This window comes from Sphingomonas jeddahensis, assembly GCF_001981525.1.
GTDB lineage: Bacteria > Pseudomonadota > Alphaproteobacteria > Sphingomonadales > Sphingomonadaceae > Sphingomonas > Sphingomonas jeddahensis.
In genome coordinates, this window is sequence record NZ_MPSB01000012.1 from 49,590 (window position 1) to 67,189 (window position 17,600).

Annotated in this window: 14 protein-coding genes; 2 read left to right on the forward strand and 12 right to left on the reverse strand. The window is 66.5% G+C overall.

Annotated features, from left to right (window positions below):
- Nucleotides 1-98: 98 nt before the first annotated feature.
- Nucleotides 99-917, forward strand: coding sequence for a DUF4336 domain-containing protein (locus SPHI_RS12170; RefSeq protein WP_083719970.1), 819 nt, complete (start codon nucleotides 99-101; stop codon nucleotides 915-917).
- Here SPHI_RS12170 and SPHI_RS12175 read toward each other — a convergent pair whose 3' ends face one another.
- The 5 genes from SPHI_RS12175 to SPHI_RS12195 all read right to left on the reverse strand — a co-directional run bounded on the left by SPHI_RS12175 (nucleotide 918) and on the right by SPHI_RS12195 (nucleotide 6,838).
- Complete coding sequence (locus SPHI_RS12175) at nucleotides 918-1,955, reverse strand: YeiH family protein (RefSeq protein WP_076745226.1); 1,038 nt, start codon at nucleotides 1,953-1,955, stop codon at nucleotides 918-920.
- Nucleotides 1,956-2,100: 145 nt separating this feature from the next.
- Entirely contained in the window at nucleotides 2,101-4,095 is a 1,995-nt protein-coding gene (locus SPHI_RS12180; protein WP_076745227.1) for an alpha-glucosidase, read from the reverse strand.
- Nucleotides 4,092-4,676: an NADPH-dependent FMN reductase gene (locus SPHI_RS12185; protein WP_076745228.1), complete on the reverse strand. Its 585-nt coding sequence runs from the start codon at nucleotides 4,674-4,676 to the stop codon at nucleotides 4,092-4,094. Before SPHI_RS12185 ends, SPHI_RS12180 begins: the two co-directional genes overlap by 4 nt.
- 180 nt (nucleotides 4,677-4,856) lie before the next feature.
- Complete coding sequence (locus SPHI_RS12190) at nucleotides 4,857-5,933, reverse strand: LLM class flavin-dependent oxidoreductase (RefSeq protein ID WP_076745229.1); 1,077 nt, start codon at nucleotides 5,931-5,933, stop codon at nucleotides 4,857-4,859.
- A complete protein-coding gene (locus SPHI_RS12195; RefSeq protein ID WP_408640489.1) occupies nucleotides 5,930-6,838 on the reverse strand; it encodes an aldo/keto reductase in 909 nt (302 codons plus the stop codon). Before SPHI_RS12195 ends, SPHI_RS12190 begins: the two co-directional genes overlap by 4 nt.
- Before the next feature lie 158 nt (nucleotides 6,839-6,996).
- On the opposite strand from SPHI_RS12195, the gene SPHI_RS12200 reads away from it, so the two are divergent.
- The gene (locus tag SPHI_RS12200) at nucleotides 6,997-9,465 is read left to right on the forward strand and encodes a TonB-dependent receptor (protein ID WP_076745231.1); all 2,469 of its coding nucleotides are present in this window, start codon (nucleotides 6,997-6,999) and stop codon (nucleotides 9,463-9,465) included.
- A gap of 224 nt (nucleotides 9,466-9,689) precedes the next feature.
- Here the strand turns inward: SPHI_RS12200 and SPHI_RS12205 are convergent, their stop codons facing one another.
- The 7 genes from SPHI_RS12205 to SPHI_RS12235 form a co-directional block, all read right to left on the reverse strand.
- Nucleotides 9,690-9,977 (reverse strand): hypothetical protein, encoded by a 288-nt coding sequence (locus SPHI_RS12205; protein ID WP_076745232.1) that lies wholly within the window; start codon nucleotides 9,975-9,977, stop codon nucleotides 9,690-9,692.
- 236 nt (nucleotides 9,978-10,213) lie between these two features.
- Entirely contained in the window at nucleotides 10,214-11,464 is a 1,251-nt protein-coding gene (locus tag SPHI_RS12210; RefSeq protein WP_332888921.1) for an MFS transporter, read from the reverse strand.
- A 50-nt stretch (nucleotides 11,465-11,514) separates the two neighbouring features.
- Nucleotides 11,515-12,546 (reverse strand): LacI family DNA-binding transcriptional regulator, encoded by a 1,032-nt coding sequence (locus SPHI_RS12215; protein ID WP_076745234.1) that lies wholly within the window; start codon nucleotides 12,544-12,546, stop codon nucleotides 11,515-11,517.
- A gap of 670 nt (nucleotides 12,547-13,216) precedes the next feature.
- Entirely contained in the window at nucleotides 13,217-13,618 is a 402-nt protein-coding gene (locus SPHI_RS12220) for a hypothetical protein (RefSeq protein WP_083719973.1), read from the reverse strand.
- Nucleotides 13,618-14,853, reverse strand: a complete 1,236-nt coding sequence (locus tag SPHI_RS12225; protein WP_076745235.1) for a molybdopterin-dependent oxidoreductase — start codon at nucleotides 14,851-14,853, stop codon at nucleotides 13,618-13,620. The genes SPHI_RS12220 and SPHI_RS12225 overlap by 1 nt, the downstream gene beginning before the upstream one ends.
- A gap of 414 nt (nucleotides 14,854-15,267) precedes the next feature.
- Nucleotides 15,268-16,041: a DeoR/GlpR family DNA-binding transcription regulator gene (locus SPHI_RS12230; RefSeq protein ID WP_076745236.1), complete on the reverse strand. Its 774-nt coding sequence runs from the start codon at nucleotides 16,039-16,041 to the stop codon at nucleotides 15,268-15,270.
- On the reverse strand, nucleotides 16,038-17,528 hold the full coding sequence (locus SPHI_RS12235) for a glycerol-3-phosphate dehydrogenase (protein WP_076745237.1): 1,491 nt from the start codon (nucleotides 17,526-17,528) through the stop codon (nucleotides 16,038-16,040). The genes SPHI_RS12230 and SPHI_RS12235 overlap by 4 nt, the downstream gene beginning before the upstream one ends.
- Between the last annotated feature and the right edge of the window lie 72 nt (nucleotides 17,529-17,600).

The following is a 17,600-nucleotide window of genomic DNA, read 5'->3' on the forward strand; positions in this document are numbered from 1 at the left end:
CCGGCCTTGAGCCGGTGTCCCGCTGCCTGGCCCGCTGGCAGAAGAAGCCGGACCCCCGATCAAGGCCGGGGTGACGAAATAGGGCGGAGAGAACGACCATGACCGAACGACGCACCGGCCGCCTGCTCCTGCTCGGCACCGCCGCCGCGGCAGGCCTCGCGCTTTATTTCGCGCGCGGCAAGGCGGGCGACGACACCGCGATTACCTATCCGCCGCTCGATACACCCAAGCCGCTCGGCCCCGATCTGTGGATCGTCGACAGCGGGCCGTTCAGCGCAATGGGCATGAAGCTGCCGATCCGCATGACGGTGATCCGCCTCGCAGACGGCGGCCTGCTGCTGCACTCACCGACGCGCTATACGCCCGAACTCGCGCGCGCCTTGGCGGCGATCGGCCCGATCCGCCACCTCGTCGCGTCCACCATGGCCCATTGGACCTTTCTTCAGGAATGGCAGCGCGCCTGCCCCGACGCCACCACTTGGGGCGTGCCCGTCCTGCGCACCCGCCCGCAGGTGCAGCGCTCGGGCGTCCGCATCGACCGCGATCTCGGCTCAAGCGCGCCGCCCGAATGGGCCGGCGACGTGGAGCAGGGGCTGGTGCGCGGCGGCGGCGGCTTCGAGGAGGCGTGGTTCTTCCACAAGGCCAGCCGCACCTTGGTGCTCACCGATCTGGTCGAGAATCTCGATCCCGAAAAGCTTGGGCCCGTCACCGCGGTCCTGATGCGCGGCATGCGGGCTACGTCGGCCACCACCGGGCTTCAGGTCCGCCCCGCGCTCGCCGCCAAGAAGGCGGAGGTGCGCGCTGCCATGGACACGATGATCGCACTCCAGCCCGAAACGGTGCTCTTCGCCCACGGCGACATCTTCCGCGGCAACGGCACCGAGCAGCTTCGCCAAGCCTTCGCTTGGCTCGCGTAGTTACAGCAGCAGCACCGCCGCGCCGAGTGAGAGGGCCAGCGCCACCAGCGACGACACGATGATCACCAGCAGCGGCTTGAACCCGGTCTCCAGCAGCGAGCTCATCGGCGCACGAATCCCCGTCGCCGCCACCGCACAGGCGAGGCACGCCGTCGCCACATCCTGCGCCCCGCCGCTCGCCGCCGCCGGAATCACGCCCGTCGAATTGATTCCCGCGAATACGAAGAACCCGACCACGAACCACGGCAAGGTGATCCCCGTCCGCTTGCCATCCTCCGCGCGGAAGAACGCCGCCACCAGCGCCAGCACCGGCGCGAGCAGCGCCACGCGCGTGAGCTTGACGATTGCGGCGATCTGGCCGGCGCTGTCCGAATAGCTGTACCCCGCGCCCAGCGCCTGAGCGACGTCATGGATCGACGCGCCCAGCATGAACCCCGCCTGCCGATCGCTCAGCCCCAGCTGATGCGCCAGCGAGGGATAGAGGAACATCGCGGTCGCGCTCGCCGCCGAGATGCCGACCAGCACCAGCGCGAGCTGCGCCTGATTGGCGCGCTTCTCGCCCAATGTCGTCGCCAGCGCCATGGCGGCGGAGGCGCCGCAGATCGCCACCGCGCCGCCTGCCAGCGTGCCGAACGCGCCGCCCAGCCCGGTCGCCCGTGCCACCACCACGCCCACGCCCAGCGTCGCCAACAGGATCGCCACCACCGCGAGCAAGGTCAGCGGCCCCAGGTCGATAATTTGCCCCAAGGTGATCCGCGCGCCGACCAGCACGATGCCCCAGCGCAACAAGGTCTTGGACGCAAAGCCCAGCCCCGGCCCTATGCGCGGATCGGCACCCAGAAAGTTGAGCGCCAATCCGATCAGCAGCGCCATCAGCGTCAGCGGCGCGCTGTAATGATCCGCCACGAACGCCGCCGCCATGGTCGCGAGCACCGCCACCATCAGCCCCGGCACGAGATCGCGCCAACTGCTCTCCGGCGATGGCTCCAGATCGTTGTAGAGATCGGCGGCAAGGGGGAGGGTGGGATATTTCGTCACGCAACATCTCCCCTGGCCACCCGCAGTTCCCCGGCCAAGGCCGGGGCCCAGTTGGAAAGGCTTGGGCAATGGAGCGCAGCGCCAGCCAAGGCGCAATCCGTAACTGGGCCCCGGCGTTCGCCGGGGTGCAGGCCAGGAGCGTAGCTCACAGATCCGCCACCGCAGCGAACAGCGCCGCATGCGCGCTATCCGTCCGCCAGAACACCGGCGGCTCCCCGATCGGCGCCGCCACCTCGACTGTCGCGCCCCCGGCGAACGTCTCGCCCGACCACAGATGCCGCCACTCGGCCCCCGCCGGCAGATACGCCGACCAGCGTTCCGCGCCTGCCTCGATCACCGGCGCCACCACCAGATCGCGGCCGTAAGCGAATTGCGTCTCGATGCCCCAGCAGCCGGCATCATCCTCGTAATCGAGGAACAACGGCCGTTGCAGCGGTAAGCCGGTCTCCGCCGCCTCCTGGCACAAGCCCGCGACATAGGGCGCCAGCGCCGCATGCACCTTGGTCATCGCCACGAAATGCGCCAGCACGTCCGCATCGCCGTCCAGCTGAAGGTTCGTATCCGGCCGGTTGCCCTCATGGCTGCGCATCACCGGCGAGAAGGCCGACAATTCGCTCCATCGCATCAGCAGCTCGGCCGTGCGCACATTGTCGTACAGGCTGGTGTACCCGCCCAAGTCGCTGTGGTGATAGGCATTCCCCACCAACCCCGAGGACAGCGCGCCGCGGATCACGGTGCCGATCCCGTCATGCCGGGAGAAATCGACGCTCTGGTCGCCCGCCCACAGCAGCGGGCAATGCGCGCCAACCCCCGTGAATCCCGCACGCATGAAGAACACCGCATCGCCCGTCTTCTCCCGCGACGCGATCGCGCGGGCATTCACCTCGGCCCAGATCGTCGGCCAGGCATTGTGCGCCAGCATCCCGTCCGTGCCGTCGTGCAATCGCACGTCGGTTGGCAGATATTCGCCGAAGTCCGCCATCCACCCCGACAGCCCGAAATCGAGCATCTCACGCCCGATCACCCGATCGGCGAACCAGTCGGCCGCAGCGGGATTGGTGAAATCGACGATCCCGCAATCGAATTCGCCGAAATCGACCAGATACGGCTCGTCCGCATCCAGTTCGAGCGCCAGATAGCCCGCCTCCGCCGCCTCGACGTACAGCGAGCCATCGACCGCCAGATACGGATTCACATAGCCAAGAAACCGGATGCCGCGATCGTTGAGTTCGGCAATCTTCTCCCGCAGCTTCGGATAGCGCGCCTCGTTCGCCTTCCAGTCCCAGAACAGCCGTTTGCCGAAGCTGGTGATGCGCAGGCCCACCCAATCCTCGCACCACAGCCCGGTAACGACCGCCCCCGCGGCGATCATCGCCTCCATCCGCTCGAACGACCGCTCGCCCTCCTTCAGCCCGAGGATCGCGCCCGAATAGGCCCATTCCGGAAGCAGCGGCTGGCGCCCGAAGCGCGTCGACAGTTGCTCCACCAGCGCCGCGAAGCGATCCGCGCTGAACAGCTCGATCCGCGCCGGTATTTCCCAGACCTCGATCGTCGGCGCATCGGCATCGCGGAAGTCGAAGCAGCTATAGGCCGTCGTGTCGACATGCAGCGCATAATGCCGCGAGGATACAAATGTCGGTTGCGGGTAATTGGTGTTCCAATAATCGCCGCCCGAGCGATGATCGCGGTCGCACTGGAACGTCAGCAGCGTCGACTTGTCACGCCCGACCCCCGGCTCCGACGTCCACAACGGAAAGCGCCGCCCGGCCATGTCGACGTACGACATCTGCTCGCCGCCGCCCCACAGCCGCTCGCCCGCCTCGCCGACGCAGCGCAGCCACAGCCGGTTGAGCGACGGATCGTGCGCCGCAAAGGCGATCGCACCATCCCGGACGGTCAGCGTCAGCAGCGCTCGCCCGCCCGCCGACAACGTCACCGTATCGCCATCGACCGATATATCGCGCAACGCGATCCGCTCGTCGAGGCGATCCTCCAGGAAGTAATTGCCGCGGTACATGTCGACCAGCGGCCGCCCCGCGCCGACGAACAGCGCCGGCGCCTCGGCGCGGTGCCGCACCACCAGCACGTCGCCCGCGAACAGGTCGAACCCGCCGGCGACCGCTTTCAGCAGAACGCTCATGCGGCCCTCGCTGCATGGTCGCGCAACGACGCCGCCGCCACCTGCCGCCCGACCAGCCGAAGCTGCTCCGCCACTGCGGGATCGCTGCACCCGCCCTCAGCGTCGAGCTTGCATTGCGCGCTGTTGATCGTAGCCGCGAACGGCGTCGGCCAGCCGCGCAGCGCATGCGCGATCGAACGCAGCGCCGCCACCGTCGATCCGGTCGCCTGCCAGCCATAGGCCGTCGCGATCAGCCCTACCGGTACGTCCGCCAGATACGGCCGCGCATCGCGTGCGGTTTCCTCCAGCAGGTCGATCGCATTCTTCACCAGCCCCGACACGCTGCCGTGATAGCCGGGCGATGCGATGATGATGCCCGACGCGGCGCGCACCGCTTCGACCAGCTCGTTCTCGATAACTGAGCGATCCGTCAGGCCCGGCGTATAGAGCGGCACCTGCACCAGCGCTTCGCCCCCGAACAGCCGAGTCTCCGCACCCGCTTCGGCGGCGGCGGCCAGCGCGATCTGCAACGCCCGCTCGGTCGAGGAGCCGGCCACGGTGGTGCCGCCGATCCCGACGATCAGCGGTTTGTTCTGGGTCATCGTCCTCTCCCTCACGTTCTTTGATCGAGGAGACCAACCCGCACCGTTCGCCCTGAGCTCGTCGAAGGGCGTGTCCCACACGACAGCGCCCGCGACACGTGCTTCGACAAGCTCAGCACGAACGGGAGGAGAGGTTCCGCATCGGGAGAGGGACCCAACACCCTCTCCATGTACATCAGGTCAGAGCACCAGCGGCCCGTGGCTCAGCTTGGGCAGCACATGCCGGGCGAACAGATCCGCCTCCGCCGCATGCGGATAGCCCGACAGGATGAACGCCTCGATCCCCATGTCCTGGTACATCCGCAGCTTCGCCAGAACCTGATCCGGATCGCCGACGATCGCCGCGCCGCAGCCGGAGCGCGCACGCCCGACACCGGTCCACAAATTCTCCTCGGCATAGCCATCGTCGGTCGCGCCCTCGCGCAACGCCGCCTGCGCGGCGACGCCGGTGGAGGTAGTGTCGAGCGACTTGTTGCGGATCGCCTCGCCCTGCGCCGCGTCCAGCTTCGACAACAGCCGACCCGCGGCCGTGCGCGCCTCGGCCTCGGTGTCGCGCACCACGACATGCGCGCGGTAACCGAACTTCAGCGTGCGACCGTGCTTGGCGGCACGCGCGGTCATGTCGTCGATGATCGCCTGTACCGCTTCGCGCTTGTCGGGCCACATCAGATAGACATCCGCGCCCTGCGCCGCGACCTCGCGCGCGTCCGGGGAGAGCCCGCCGAAATACAGCGGCGGCGCCTTGCCCGACACGGTGGTCACCGCCGGCGGATCCAGCTTCAGCTTCCAGAACTCGCCTTGGTGATCCAGCGGCTCGCCGTTCAGCATCGTCTTGAGGATCTGCATCGCCTCCAGCGTGCGCGCGTAACGCGGCGCCGACGCCAAAGTCTCGCCCGGCAGGTCGGAGGAAATGATGTTCACCGTCAGCCGACCACCCAGGATGCGGTCGATCGTCGCAATCTGGCGCGCCAGCTGCGGCGGCCAGCTCTCACCGATCCGCACCGCCATCAGCAGGCGGATGCGCTTCACCAGTGTGGCGATCGCCGCGGCAAAGGCCGTGGTGTCGATCCCCAAGGCATAGCCCGACGGCAGCAGGATATTGTCGAACCCGCCGCTTTCGGCCTGCAGGACGATGTCGCGGCAATGTTCCCAGCTCGATTTCAGCTTGGCGTCGGGAACGCCCAGGAATTCGTAATCGTCATCGCACAGCGCGGAAAACCAGCTGACTTCGCACTGTTGGTCGCTTGCACCCGTCACGGCAGTTTCTCTCCCATGCTTGCCTGGAGGACGTCATACCATTCGGCACGCGTCCATTGCGGCTTGTAGGCGTCGGGGATCGTGGCGATCCGCGCCGCATTCTGTGTTCCGACGATCGGGATCGGGCGCGCGGGATGCGCCATGATCCAGCTATAGGCCGCCGCGGCGCGATCGACGCCCGTCTCCGCCGCCTTCTTGTCCAGCAGTTCGGCTACCGCCGTGGCGCGAGCGTCCTGCGGATTCGCAAGGCGCCCGCCGCCCAGCGGTGACCAGGCCAGGATCGCCATGCCGCGCGCCATTGCCTGATCGAACAGCCCGTCGAACAGCGGCGCGGTGGTCAGCGCCGAGAATTCCGGCTGGTGGCTGACGATCGGCACCGGCAGGAATTCGGCCAGCGCGGCGGTCTGCTGCGGCGTGTGGTTGGACACCCCGATCGCGGTGATCTTCCCCGCCGTGCGTGCATCGTCCAGCGCGCGCGCCACTTCCTGCGGATGCGCGAGAAGGTCGGGGCGGTGGATCTGGTAGAGGTCGATGTTGTCGCAGCGCAGGCGCGTCAGTGACGCATCAATCGCGCTAGCGAGATAGGCCGGGCTCGAATCATACGGCACGCCCATGCTGATGCCGCCCTTGGACGCGAGCACCATCTTATCACGCAGGGCAGGGGCTTCGGCGAACACCCGGCCGAGCAGCGCCTCGGCCGCGCCGAAATCCTCATTGTTGTCGGGGCCGTAGATATCGGCCGTGTCGAACAAGGTGATGCCCGCGTCGAACGCTGCCTCCACCAATGCGCGCGCGGCAGCAACATCCGTCCCGCGAAAGCGCCACATGCCCCAGGCAATGGTGCTGATGGTGAGACCAGTATCGCCTAGCGCGACGGAGCGAGCGGGGGAGGCTAAATAAGACACCGTTGTCTTATAGGTCCGAATCGGCGTAAGGGGAAGCCGTCAAATAATGACAGCGCCGTGAATCGGCTCGCTTTGCCAATGCCGATCTTCTAAGTGGGCATTGAGCACGGGGCTAGGGTAAAGCCGGCGTCTGACTGGGTTTGGGGTAGGAGAGGGTAATGGTAAGTTTCTCGTCCAAGGCGCTTTTGCTCGCGGCAACCGCGGGCTTGGTCGTCGCCGCACAGGGCGCTTCGGCGCAGGCCATGTCGCCCGAGGGGCAGACGGTCGAGCCGGCCAGCGAACAGCAGCAAGGCGCACCGGCGCCGGGCGTTGCCGCCGAATCGCCGGCGACGGAAGATGCGTCGGTTGGCGACATCGTTGTCACAGCGCAGAAGCGTAGCGAGCGTCTTCAGGACGTGCCGCTCGCCGTATCGGTGATCGGCGGCGACGCGCTCACCGCCACCGGCTCGCCCGGCCTCGATGGCGCGGTGAACCTTGTCCCCGCGCTCAACTTCCAGAAGTCGGGCACCACACTCAACCAGTCGCTGTTCCTGCGCGGTGTCGGCACCACCACCTTCTCGATCGCCGGTGAGCCGTCCGTCTCCGCCGTGGTCGACGGCGTCGTGTTCGCACGCACTGGTGAGGCGTTCGGCGACCTTGTCGATATCGAGCGCATGGAAGTGCTGCGTGGGCCGCAGGGCACGTTGTTCGGCAAGAACGCCTCGGCCGGCGTGGTCAACATCGTCACCAAGCAGCCGACGCGCGATTTCGGCGGCTATCTCGAGGGCAGCTATTTCACCGGCGGCAACGAGGCGCGCATTCGCGGCGCATTGAACGTGCCGATCACGGAGAACCTGCTGTCGCGCTTTACCGGCTTTTACAGCCGCTTCGATGGCAACATCCGCAACGACGCTTTCGGTGGCCGCCGCGTCAACGGCTATGAGCATGTCGGCGGCCGCGTGCAGCTGAAATGGACGCCAAGCGACGCCACGACCGTCGCGATCATCGCCGATTACCACAAGAATGACGACGATTGCTGCGCCGAAGTGATCGGCACTGGCCCGCTCAACGCCGCCGGCAATCCGATCACCAGCCCGATCTCGGCCGTGCTGCCCACGCCCCGCGGCGACGAGACGCGCCGCATCAACCAGAACCTCATCACCCGTACGGAGGAAGAGGGCTATGGCGCGTCGATCCAGATCGACACCGAACTGGGCACGCAGACCGTCACCAGCATCACCGCTTATCGCGAATATTCGAACACCGAAGTGCGCGACGGCGATTTCCTCGCCGCGCCCTATGTCGGCTTCACCCAGCTGCACGATCTCGGCCCGCAGACCGGCGATACATTCAGCCAGGAAGTGCGCATCACCTCGCCCTCGCAGCAGTTCCTTTCCTACGTGGTTGGCGCTTATTACTCGCGCGCAGCATCGGAACGCACCTTCTCGCGCTCGGTGGTGAATTGCGGCACGGCGGCGCCGACCGCGCTCGTGCCTTGCGGCAGCCCGGGCGCGCCGGCGATCACCAATCCGTTCGGCGTGGCGACCTTCGGTTCGGTGTTCCAGAATATCGCCGCGTTCAGCCAGTTCACCGCGAACTTCACCGATCGCTTCCGCTTCATCGGCGGCGTTCGCTACACCACCGATCAGCTCAACGTGTGGCATCGCCGCGCGACCACGTTGGCGGGCCCCGGCGTCAACGCGAACTTCGACCAGGGCGTGTTCGATCGCTATAACCAGCTGCTCGCCGCCGGCGCCACGCCGGCCGCTGCGCAGACCGGCGCCGTGGCTGCGTCGAACGGCGTCGCTTGGCGCGGCAAGACGACCAACGACAATTGGTCGGGTAAGGCCTCGCTCCAGTTCGATGTCAGCCGCGATGTGGTCGCCTATGGCGGCTGGACGCGCGGCTACAAGGGGCCGGCGTTCAACGTCTTCTACAATCTCAACAGCAACGGCACCAATGTCGTCGCGGCCGAAACGTCGGACAGCTATGAGATCGGCCTGAAGAACACCTTGTTCAACGGCGCGCTGACGCTGAACCTCGCGGCCTTCTACGCCAAATATGACAATTTCCAGGCCAATAACCCGGATCTCGTCGCTGGCGTGGTCGTCACCCGCTTCACCAACGCGGGCGAAGTTTCCACTCGCGGCATCGAGGCGGATCTGGTGCTGCGCCCGATCGACGATCTGTCGATCTCGGGCGGCATCGCCTACACCGAGGCGCACGTCGATCAGTTCTTCCAGCCACCCGGCGCACCGGCCACGGCGGTAATCCCCTCGGGCACGTCCTTGCCGTTCGCGCCCAAGTGGAAGGGATCGCTTGGCATGGATTATCGCGTCCGCACCGGCGGCGTGGTTGACGTGTTCCTCGGCGCGCAGGGTAATTACCAGTCGAAGCAGCTCGCGCTCTTCTCGCCCGACGCGGTGCAGCGCCGCCTGGGCACGATCGACGGCTATGGACTGGTCAACCTGTCGGCGGGCGTCGGCGATCAGGACGATCGCTTCCGCCTGACCTTCATGGTCCGCAACCTGTTCGACCAGAGCTTCGCCGCCGCCATCCAGAACGGCGGCCCGGCTGGCTCCTACCGCTACCAGATCCCGCGCGACGCCGATCGTTATTACGGCGTCACCGGCCGCATCAACTTCTGATCCACCCCCGCTCGGATCAGGAGCTGAAGACCCCCGGAGCAATCCGGGGGTCTTTTTTGTGCGGGGTGGAGGGGCATGACGGGGAGGGGAAAGGAGCGGAACGAACTTGTATCCGGATCGCTGGCCCGGCTGTCATCCCGGACTTGGTCCGGGATCCAATGAAGGCACGAGGCGAAGGCACCGCAATGCCGGGGATTGGGGGCAGCGGAGGCTGATGTGGGTATTCAGCCCCAACCACCATCGGCCATGAAGGCCATTGTCATTCCGAACATCGCAAGAGCGAGCAGCAACGACCAAACGGCCGCCCCAGTAGCACAAGCGCGACGAACCGACTGTTTTTCAAAGCCTCTGCCGACGCAGAAGGCAGTGAAAGACAAAGCTGCCCACATCGCCCCCATTACTGGAACAATGAAGTCGCCCTCTCCTTCAACAGCCATGATCGGGAGCGAGGCAATTGCCGGCAAGACCACGAACGAAGCGGGTGAATAAATGCCCGCAAGCACTCTTTTCATCGCGAACGCGAAACCTGCTGGTCGCCGCGTTCCGCCGCTAACCACTCTTCGGGTCCGATCCCAGCCATCTGCATTAGCATAGCGGTGCCCGACCAGCACCCGCAACTAGGCGGAAGTCGCGGTCCCGCGCCGCCGTGCTGAACCTGTTGCAGCATTCACCGCTCCACCGACGCCGGCGGAGGGGTGAAACTCGGAAAGCAAGCTCAAGCGCAGCAATCGGACGAAACCGCCCCGCCTCAATGCCCCGCCGGCGCCACCTTTGCCGCACCCGGCTCCGCCACCACCAGCTTTGGCACCAAGAGGTGGATCAGCAGCAGCGCCACCAGGTACGAACCCCCGCAGATCAGCAGCAGCGGCGTATAGCCATGCCCGTGATCCAGCGACCAGCCAGCGAGCTCGATCATCCCCATGCCGCTGAGGTTGCCGGCAAACGCCCCAATGCCGATCGCCGTGCCGATCATCCGCGACGGGAAGATATCCGCCGTCATCGCGAACACGTTGGTGGAAAAGCCCTGGTGCGCGAACAGCCCCAGCCCCAGCAGCCCCGCCGCCACCCACGGATCGCCCGTCAGCAGCACCAAAGGCACTGGCAGGATCAGCAAGGCATAGAGCAGCATCGAACCCTTGCGCGCCCGGTTCACGTCCACGCCCCGCCGCAGCAGATACGTGGGCAGGATGCCCCCGCTCAGCGAGCCGAGCGCGGCAAGGAAATAGATCATCGCGATCGGCACGCCGAGCTCGCCCTGGCTCAGCCCGAACATGCGATGGAACAGGTCGGGCATGAAGAACAGCAGGAACCACCACACCTGGTCGCTCAGCGCCTTGGCTGCGATCACCGCCCATTGCCGCCGGTCCTTGAGCAAGGACGTCCATGGCACGCTCGCGCCCTTATCCCCGGCGGCGGCACTGCCCGCCGCCCCGCGCGGCGTGACGATCAGCCACGCCACCACCCAGACGAGCCCAAGCCCGCCCGCGATCAGGAACGCCGCGCGCCACCCCAGCCACAGCGCCAGCGCCGGGATCGTCAGCGGCGCCACCACCGCGCCGAAGTTCGACGCCATGTTGCCGATCCCCAGCATCAAGGATCGCTGCTCGGGCGGAAAGTATGTCGCCGCGGTTTTCACCTGCGCCGGCGTGCCGATCGATTCGGCCGCGCCCAGCGCCGCGCGCACGCCGACGAACCCGCCCACGCTGGAAACGAACGCATGCGCCATGCCCGCAAGGCTCCACGCGCCCACGCCGATCGCGAACCCGCGCCGCAGCCCGATCCGGTCGATGAACCAGCCGGTGCCCAGAAATGCCACCGCCGCGGAAAACTGGAACGCGGAGGCCATGTGGCTATAGTCGCGGTCGCTCCACCCGAACTCGCCCTGCAGCATCGGCTTCAGCAGCGCGATGATTTGCCGATCGACATAGTTCAGCATGATCGCAGTGAAGGCGAGCCCCACGATCAGCAACCGGCGGGTGCTGCCCAATCCTTCCACCATCATCCTCTCCGTCCGTCGTAGGACAACGGTGTCACCCGCGCAGCGCCACGTCAACCATTTGGCGGCGCTGACGATCCGCGGATAACGAGTTCGTGCGGCAAGTGTCGCTGCTGCGCCGCGCCCCCGCCTGGTGGATCGAGCAGCAGGTCCGTCGCCGCATCGGCCAGCTCGCGCACCGGCTGGCGCACGGTTGTCAATGCCGGCCAGACGATTTGCGCAGTCGGCCCGTCGTCGAACCCCACGACGGACAATTCGCGGGGCACACGGATTCCGCGCCGGTGCGCCGCCGCCAGCGCGCCCGCCGCCATGTCATCGCTCGACGCGAATATGGCGGTCGGCGGCTCGGCCAGCGCCAACAACGCCTCCGCCGCCGCTTCGCCCGAAGCGAAATCGAACCGCCCCTGCCGCACCAATTCCATGTCGAGCTCCTCGCCCGCGTCGCCCAGCGCGCGGACATAGCCCGCCAGCCGCTGTCCCGAGGCGGCATAGCTGCGATCGCCGACGATGAAGCCGATCCGCCGGTGGCCGAGCTCCAGCAGATGCGCGGTCATGTCATAGGCTGCACGCTTGTTGTCGATCGCCGCGCTCGCCCCTTCCTCGATCCGCATCCCCGGCTGGAGCCGCACATAGGGGATCCCCCGCCGCATCAGCTCGTCCATCACGCGCTGGTCGTCGCAGGCGGGCGGCGCCAGCACCAGCCCGTCGGGATGCGACTGGTCGATCAGCGCGACGATATCCTCCAGCAATGTCGGCGAGGCGCGGTCATAGGGCTGGGCGATCATGCGGATCTTGTCGCGTGCGCAGCGTTCGCGCACCCCCAGCTGAATCTCATAGACATACCAGGGATTGGGATTGTCGCAGATCAGCGCGATCTGGTGCGATCGATGCCCGGCCAGCGCACGCGCCGCCTGGCTCGGTTGAAATCCGATCTCCGCCATCACCTGCCGCACACGCTCGCGCTTCTCGGCGCTGACATATTGCTGGTCGTTGATGACGCGGGAGACGGTCTTGATCGAAACGCCGGCAAGGCGCGCGACATCGCGGATGGTAGGGCGCGCGGTGTCGGACGGGGCGGTGCTCATCCTGGCGTCCATAAGCGAGCCGAGCGCCTGTCCCATAGGACATAATGTCGCGGGCGTGACGATCGGTGCGTGCGACCCGTCAGCCGCCGGTGGGACATAGGAGCATCGCCCCACCCAGGCCGTCACCCTGAACTCGTTTCAGGGTCCACCCATCCGCCCGCATGGTCGGTGCCCCCGGCACGATGGATGCTGAAACAAGTTCAGCATGACGGCAGTGCGGCTAGACTGCTTCAGCCCCCTCATGATCGTCAGCTCGGCCAGTGAGTGCCCTTCAACACGAGCTTGCAATGATAGCAGGCGGACTGTTCGCCATCATGATTATACCACGCGTGCCTGCCGCCATCGCGTCCGCAATCGGTGCCTTTGGGAGCGAAGTGGAGCATCCAGAAAGGTAGGCGCTGGCGCAGCCGTGTCCGTGGCGCGAAATGGCCCGCGCGATAGAAAAGAAGGTCCGACCATGATCGTGTCGTATCGGTCCGGGAGGTGACAAACGCGCGAGGGGAAACGTTCTATCCTCCCCTGCAAGGGGAGGGGGACCGCCGCGCGCAGCGCGGTGGTGGAGGGGCGGTCCTACGAAAGGTAACGTTTGCGGAAACGCCCCTCCACCAGCCTGCGGCTGGTCCCTCTTCCCGTGCCGGGGAGGATAAAAGCCCCAATTTCACCCGCCCGATCAGCTCCCCTGCCGTCCCGCCAGATACGCCACGATCGGCGCCACCTCACCTTCGGCCACCGGCGCGTGGTAAGCGTCGCGCATCTTCTCCACCGCCGCTTGCCATTGCTGTGCCGTCATCTTGGGCTGGCTCAACACCATGGTCGTCGAATGGCACGCCAGGCACCGCTGGTTGACCAGATCCACATTCGGCCCCTCCGGAAACACCGCCGCGTCGTCAGGGAGTTCCATTGCCGTTGATGTCAGCGTGATCCCCCCGCCAGCGACCGAGGTTGCATCCGGCGCCGCCGAGACCGCCGCCACCGGCACAGCGGCACGCTCACGCCCGCTCACCGCAACCAGCACCGCCAAAGTCGCCCCGATCAGCACCAGCGCGATCACCCCAAAACTCGGCGCGCGCATCAGCTCAGCCTCACGGTGATCGGCTCAACGCAATTGCGCATATATCCGCCCGGATTCCAGTTCGCCGCCATCGGCTGTGTTTCCCCCCGTGCGTTTGTGCACCGCGCCATCACCTGCACGCGCCCCGGTCGCGGCACGCCGATGCGCGCAGTAAAGCGGCGGAAGCCGTAACGATCATCCTCGCGCCCCAACGCCGCCGCCTCCCACGTCCGCCCGCCGTTGCCCGAAATCTCCACCCGCGTGACCCCGACGTCGCCGCCCATGGCGATCCCCTCGACCGGCAGCACCGGATCATAGCCATAGGTTGCGCCATCGGTGATGCTGGTGATCCACGAGCGGGGATTCATGCGGTTGATCGGCTCGCTCGGGAAATCCTTCGTCCCCGGCACGACATGGGCGTGCGGGGTGGACGGGATCTTGTACGCCTTGGCCATCCAGTAACGATCGTCGGGCGCGGGCAGCACTTCGATCGTGTCCACCATCTTCATCCAATAAGTGGAATACCAGCCCGGCACCACCAGCCGCACCGGGAAACCGTTGAGCAGCGGCAATTGCTCGCCGTTCATCGCGAACGCCAGCATCACCTCGCCGTCGCGCGCATGATCCACGCCCAAGGATTTCTCGAAATCGGGCGCACCCGCGACCAATGGCTTGTCCATCGCGCCGACGCGCACCGCCACCGCGCCCCCGCGCACGCCGGCAAGGTCGAGCAGGTGGCGCAGCGAAACCCCCATCCATTTGGCATTGCCCATCGCGCCATGGCCCCATTGCGCACCCGGCACACGCGGTTGGAACAGCCCGCGAGAATTGCCCGAACATTGGTTCACCGCGGCCAGTTCGATCCGTGGCATGCGCAGCAGTTGCGCGAGCGAGATCGACAGCGGGTGCGACACATGCCCGCCCACGCGGATGCGATAGGTCTCGACGTCGATGCTGGTCGGCAAATCGCCCCAATGCCAGCGCACGAAGAAGCGGTCGTTGGGCGTGTAGAGCGATTGCTGGAACACCTCCATCGGCGTCTCCAGCAGCGCAGGGCGCACCCGCTGCAGGATCATCGCCCCCTTCTGCGGAAAGTCGCTCGTCATCGCCCGCCGCGACGGCCCGCCCGGCAGCCGCAGGTCGACGTCCGCGGCCAATGCCTTGGCTGCAAGCATCGCCCCGCTCCCCGCAACACCCGCTGCCAGCAACCGCCGCCGCGTCAGCGCGCGCGCCATGTCGAAATCAAGCCGATCCATCAATATGCTCGCCTCTTAAGCAATGCACTTCCCCGGCGAAGGCCGGGGCCCAGTTGGGAAAGCCGGTGTGAAGCGCGGTGAGCTCCGTCGGGCGTCTTCCAACTGGACCCCGGCCTTCGCCGGGGAAGCAGCGACGATCGCTGAGCTGACAGCGCGAGGACATGCCAAACCCAAGCAGCTCCATTAAGCTCCACGCTCACACCCCGTTCGTCCCGAGCGAAGTCGAGGGACACGCCAGAAGCTCAACGTCCGCCTACAAACCACTTCCGTTACCCCGGCCTTGTGCCGGGGGCCACCATGCCGCAAATTCCAAGTCACAGAGTACGTGGCACCGTGGATGCCGGGACGGGCCCGGCATGACGACCGAGGCTGCGGCACGCCGCTCACCGACAAGTCGCCGGCAAACGTCACCCCTCACCGACAAGCCACCACGCACACCCCCGCCGCGTCGCACGCAGCCTCCAGTATGTCGTCCACCGCATCGGTAACCAGATAATCCACGTCGCCCAGGTCGCCGATCCGCACCGGCGCGGGCCGCCCCAGCTTGGTCGAATCCACCGCCAGCATCACCTTGCGCGCGTGTGCGATGATCGTCTGCGACACGCGCACTTCGTCCATGTCGAAATCCAGGAACGTCCCGTCGCGTTCGATCGCCGACGCGCCGATCAGCGCATAATCGACGCGGAAGCTGCGGATGAAATCCATCGCCAGCGCGCCGATCACGGCCCGGTCGCCGGCGCGCACCCGCCCGCCAGCGGCAATCACCTCGATGCCCGGCTTGTCCGCCAGTATGTCCACCACATTAAGGTTGTTGGTGATCACCATCAGGTCACGGCGGCCGATCAGGTGGCGCGCGATCGCCTCGGTCGTCGATCCGATGTTGATGAACAGGCTCGCGCCATCGGGCACCAGCGCGGCCGCTGCCGCCCCGATCGCATCCTTGATGTCGGCCGCGACATGGCGCCGCTCGGTATAGCTCAGATTGTCGACGCCCGATGTCACCACCGCGCCGCCATGCACGCGCGACAGCATCGATTGCTGGGCCAGCAGGTTCAGGTCGCGACGGATCGTCTGCGGCGTCACCCCATGCGCTTCCGCCAGCGCCTCTACCGAGACGCTGCCGGTGTTACGCGCGGTCTCCAGGATCGCCCGATGCCGCGCGATCATCGGATCGACCGGCTGGCTCATGCCGGCGCGTGCGCCCGTTCCGCGAGATAGGCGTCGAGCGCCGCCGCCGTGCCCTCCGGCACGTGGAGCCCCAGCTTGCTGCGGCGATACAGCACGTCCTCGGCCGTGCGCGCCCATTCGTGCGCGACGAGGTAATCGATCTCCGCTTCGTACAGGTCGCCGCCAAAACACCGGCCGAGTTCTTGCGTCGTTTTCGTTTTGCCGAGCAGATGTTCGGTTTTCGTGCCATATGCGCGTGCCAGCCGCCGCAAAAATGCGGGCGGCATGCCCGGGTACGTCGCCTGCAAGCCCAGCACGAACCGCTCGAAGTCCGCATCCGGCATGTCGCCGCCCGGTAGCACCGCGCCCGCGGTCCACGCCGGCCCGGCTTTCGGGAAGAATCGCGCCAGTTCCTTCATCGCATGCTCGGCCAGCTTGCGGTACGTGGTGATCTTGCCGCCGAAGATGCTCAGCATCGGCGCACGGCCTTCACCGGCATCCAGATCGAGCACATAATCGCGCGTCACGGCAGAGGCATTGGTGGATCGGTCGTCGTACAGCGGCCGAATTCCGGCATAGCTCCAGCAGATGTCCGTTTCCGACACCGGACGGTCGAAATATCGCGCGATTGTATCGAGCAAATAGGTGGTTTCGCCGGCGCTGATCGCTGCTTTTCCGGGCTTGTCGCGCCAGATCTCGTCTGTGGTGCCGATCAGCGTGTACTTATTCTCATAGGGGATCGCAAAAACGATCCGGCGGTCCGGGTTTTGCAGCATCAGGGCATGGCTGCCCTCGTACAATTTGGGCACCACGATATGGCTGCCCTTGACCAGCTTCACGCCGCGGTCGGTGCGGGCATCGGGTACCCGGCCCAGCACGTCCGCCACCCATGGCCCCGCGGCGTTGACGATCACCTTGGCGCGCACCTCGCGCCCGCCCTCCAGCGTGGCGATCCAGCCCTCACCCTCGCGCCGGGCGTCGGTGAGCCGCGTGCGCGTCTCGATCTGCGCGCCGCGGGCGGCGGCGTCCATGGCGTTGAGAACGACCAGCCGGCTGTCTTCCACCCAGCAATCGGAATAGACGAAAGCCTTGCCTTCACGGGGGTTTAGCCCGTTTCCGAATGGCGAGGTGGCGAGCTTCACGGTGCGCGTGCCCGGCAGCTTCTCGCGCCCGCCGAGGTGGTCGTAGAGGAACAGCCCCAGCCGGACCATCCAGGCGGGGCGCGGCGACTGCGTCTGCGGCAGGACGAATTCCAGCGGCCAGATGATGTGCGGCGCCATGCCCAGCAGCCGCTCGCGCTCGATCAGCGCCTCGCGCACCAGCCGGAACTCGCCATATTCTAGGTAGCGCAGCCCGCCATGGATCAGCTTGGTGGATGCGGACGAGGTATGGCTGGCCAGATCATCCTGCTCAACCAGCAGCACGCTGAGCCCCCGCCCCGCTGCATCCCGGGCGATCCCCGCCCCATTGATCCCCCCGCCAACGATCAGCAGGTCCACCCCATCCATCAAACCACTCCACCAACCCCAACCCAATTAGCGTCTCTCAATCGAAAACGAAAGCAAATACGAAAGCTCGAA

What these genes read in the sequence shown, in the direction of transcription:
- SPHI_RS12170 (WP_083719970.1), top strand. Translation starts at nt 99, where the DNA reads ATGACCGAACGACGCACCGGCCGCCTGCTCCTGCTCGGCACCGCCGCC.
- SPHI_RS12180 (WP_076745227.1), bottom strand. Translation starts at nt 4,095, where the DNA reads ATGAGCGTTCTGCTGAAAGCGGTCGCCGGCGGGTTCGACCTGTTCGCG.
- SPHI_RS12185 (WP_076745228.1), bottom strand. Translation starts at nt 4,676, where the DNA reads ATGACCCAGAACAAACCGCTGATCGTCGGGATCGGCGGCACCACCGTG.
- SPHI_RS12200 (WP_076745231.1), top strand. Translation starts at nt 6,997, where the DNA reads ATGGTAAGTTTCTCGTCCAAGGCGCTTTTGCTCGCGGCAACCGCGGGC.
- SPHI_RS12205 (WP_076745232.1), bottom strand. Translation starts at nt 9,977, where the DNA reads ATGAAAAGAGTGCTTGCGGGCATTTATTCACCCGCTTCGTTCGTGGTC.
- SPHI_RS12210 (WP_332888921.1), bottom strand. Translation starts at nt 11,464, where the DNA reads ATGGTGGAAGGATTGGGCAGCACCCGCCGGTTGCTGATCGTGGGGCTC.
- SPHI_RS12215 (WP_076745234.1), bottom strand. Translation starts at nt 12,546, where the DNA reads ATGAGCACCGCCCCGTCCGACACCGCGCGCCCTACCATCCGCGATGTC.
- SPHI_RS12220 (WP_083719973.1), bottom strand. Translation starts at nt 13,618, where the DNA reads ATGCGCGCGCCGAGTTTTGGGGTGATCGCGCTGGTGCTGATCGGGGCG.
- SPHI_RS12225 (WP_076745235.1), bottom strand. Translation starts at nt 14,853, where the DNA reads ATGGATCGGCTTGATTTCGACATGGCGCGCGCGCTGACGCGGCGGCGG.
- SPHI_RS12230 (WP_076745236.1), bottom strand. Translation starts at nt 16,041, where the DNA reads ATGAGCCAGCCGGTCGATCCGATGATCGCGCGGCATCGGGCGATCCTG.
- SPHI_RS12235 (WP_076745237.1), bottom strand. Translation starts at nt 17,528, where the DNA reads ATGGATGGGGTGGACCTGCTGATCGTTGGCGGGGGGATCAATGGGGCG.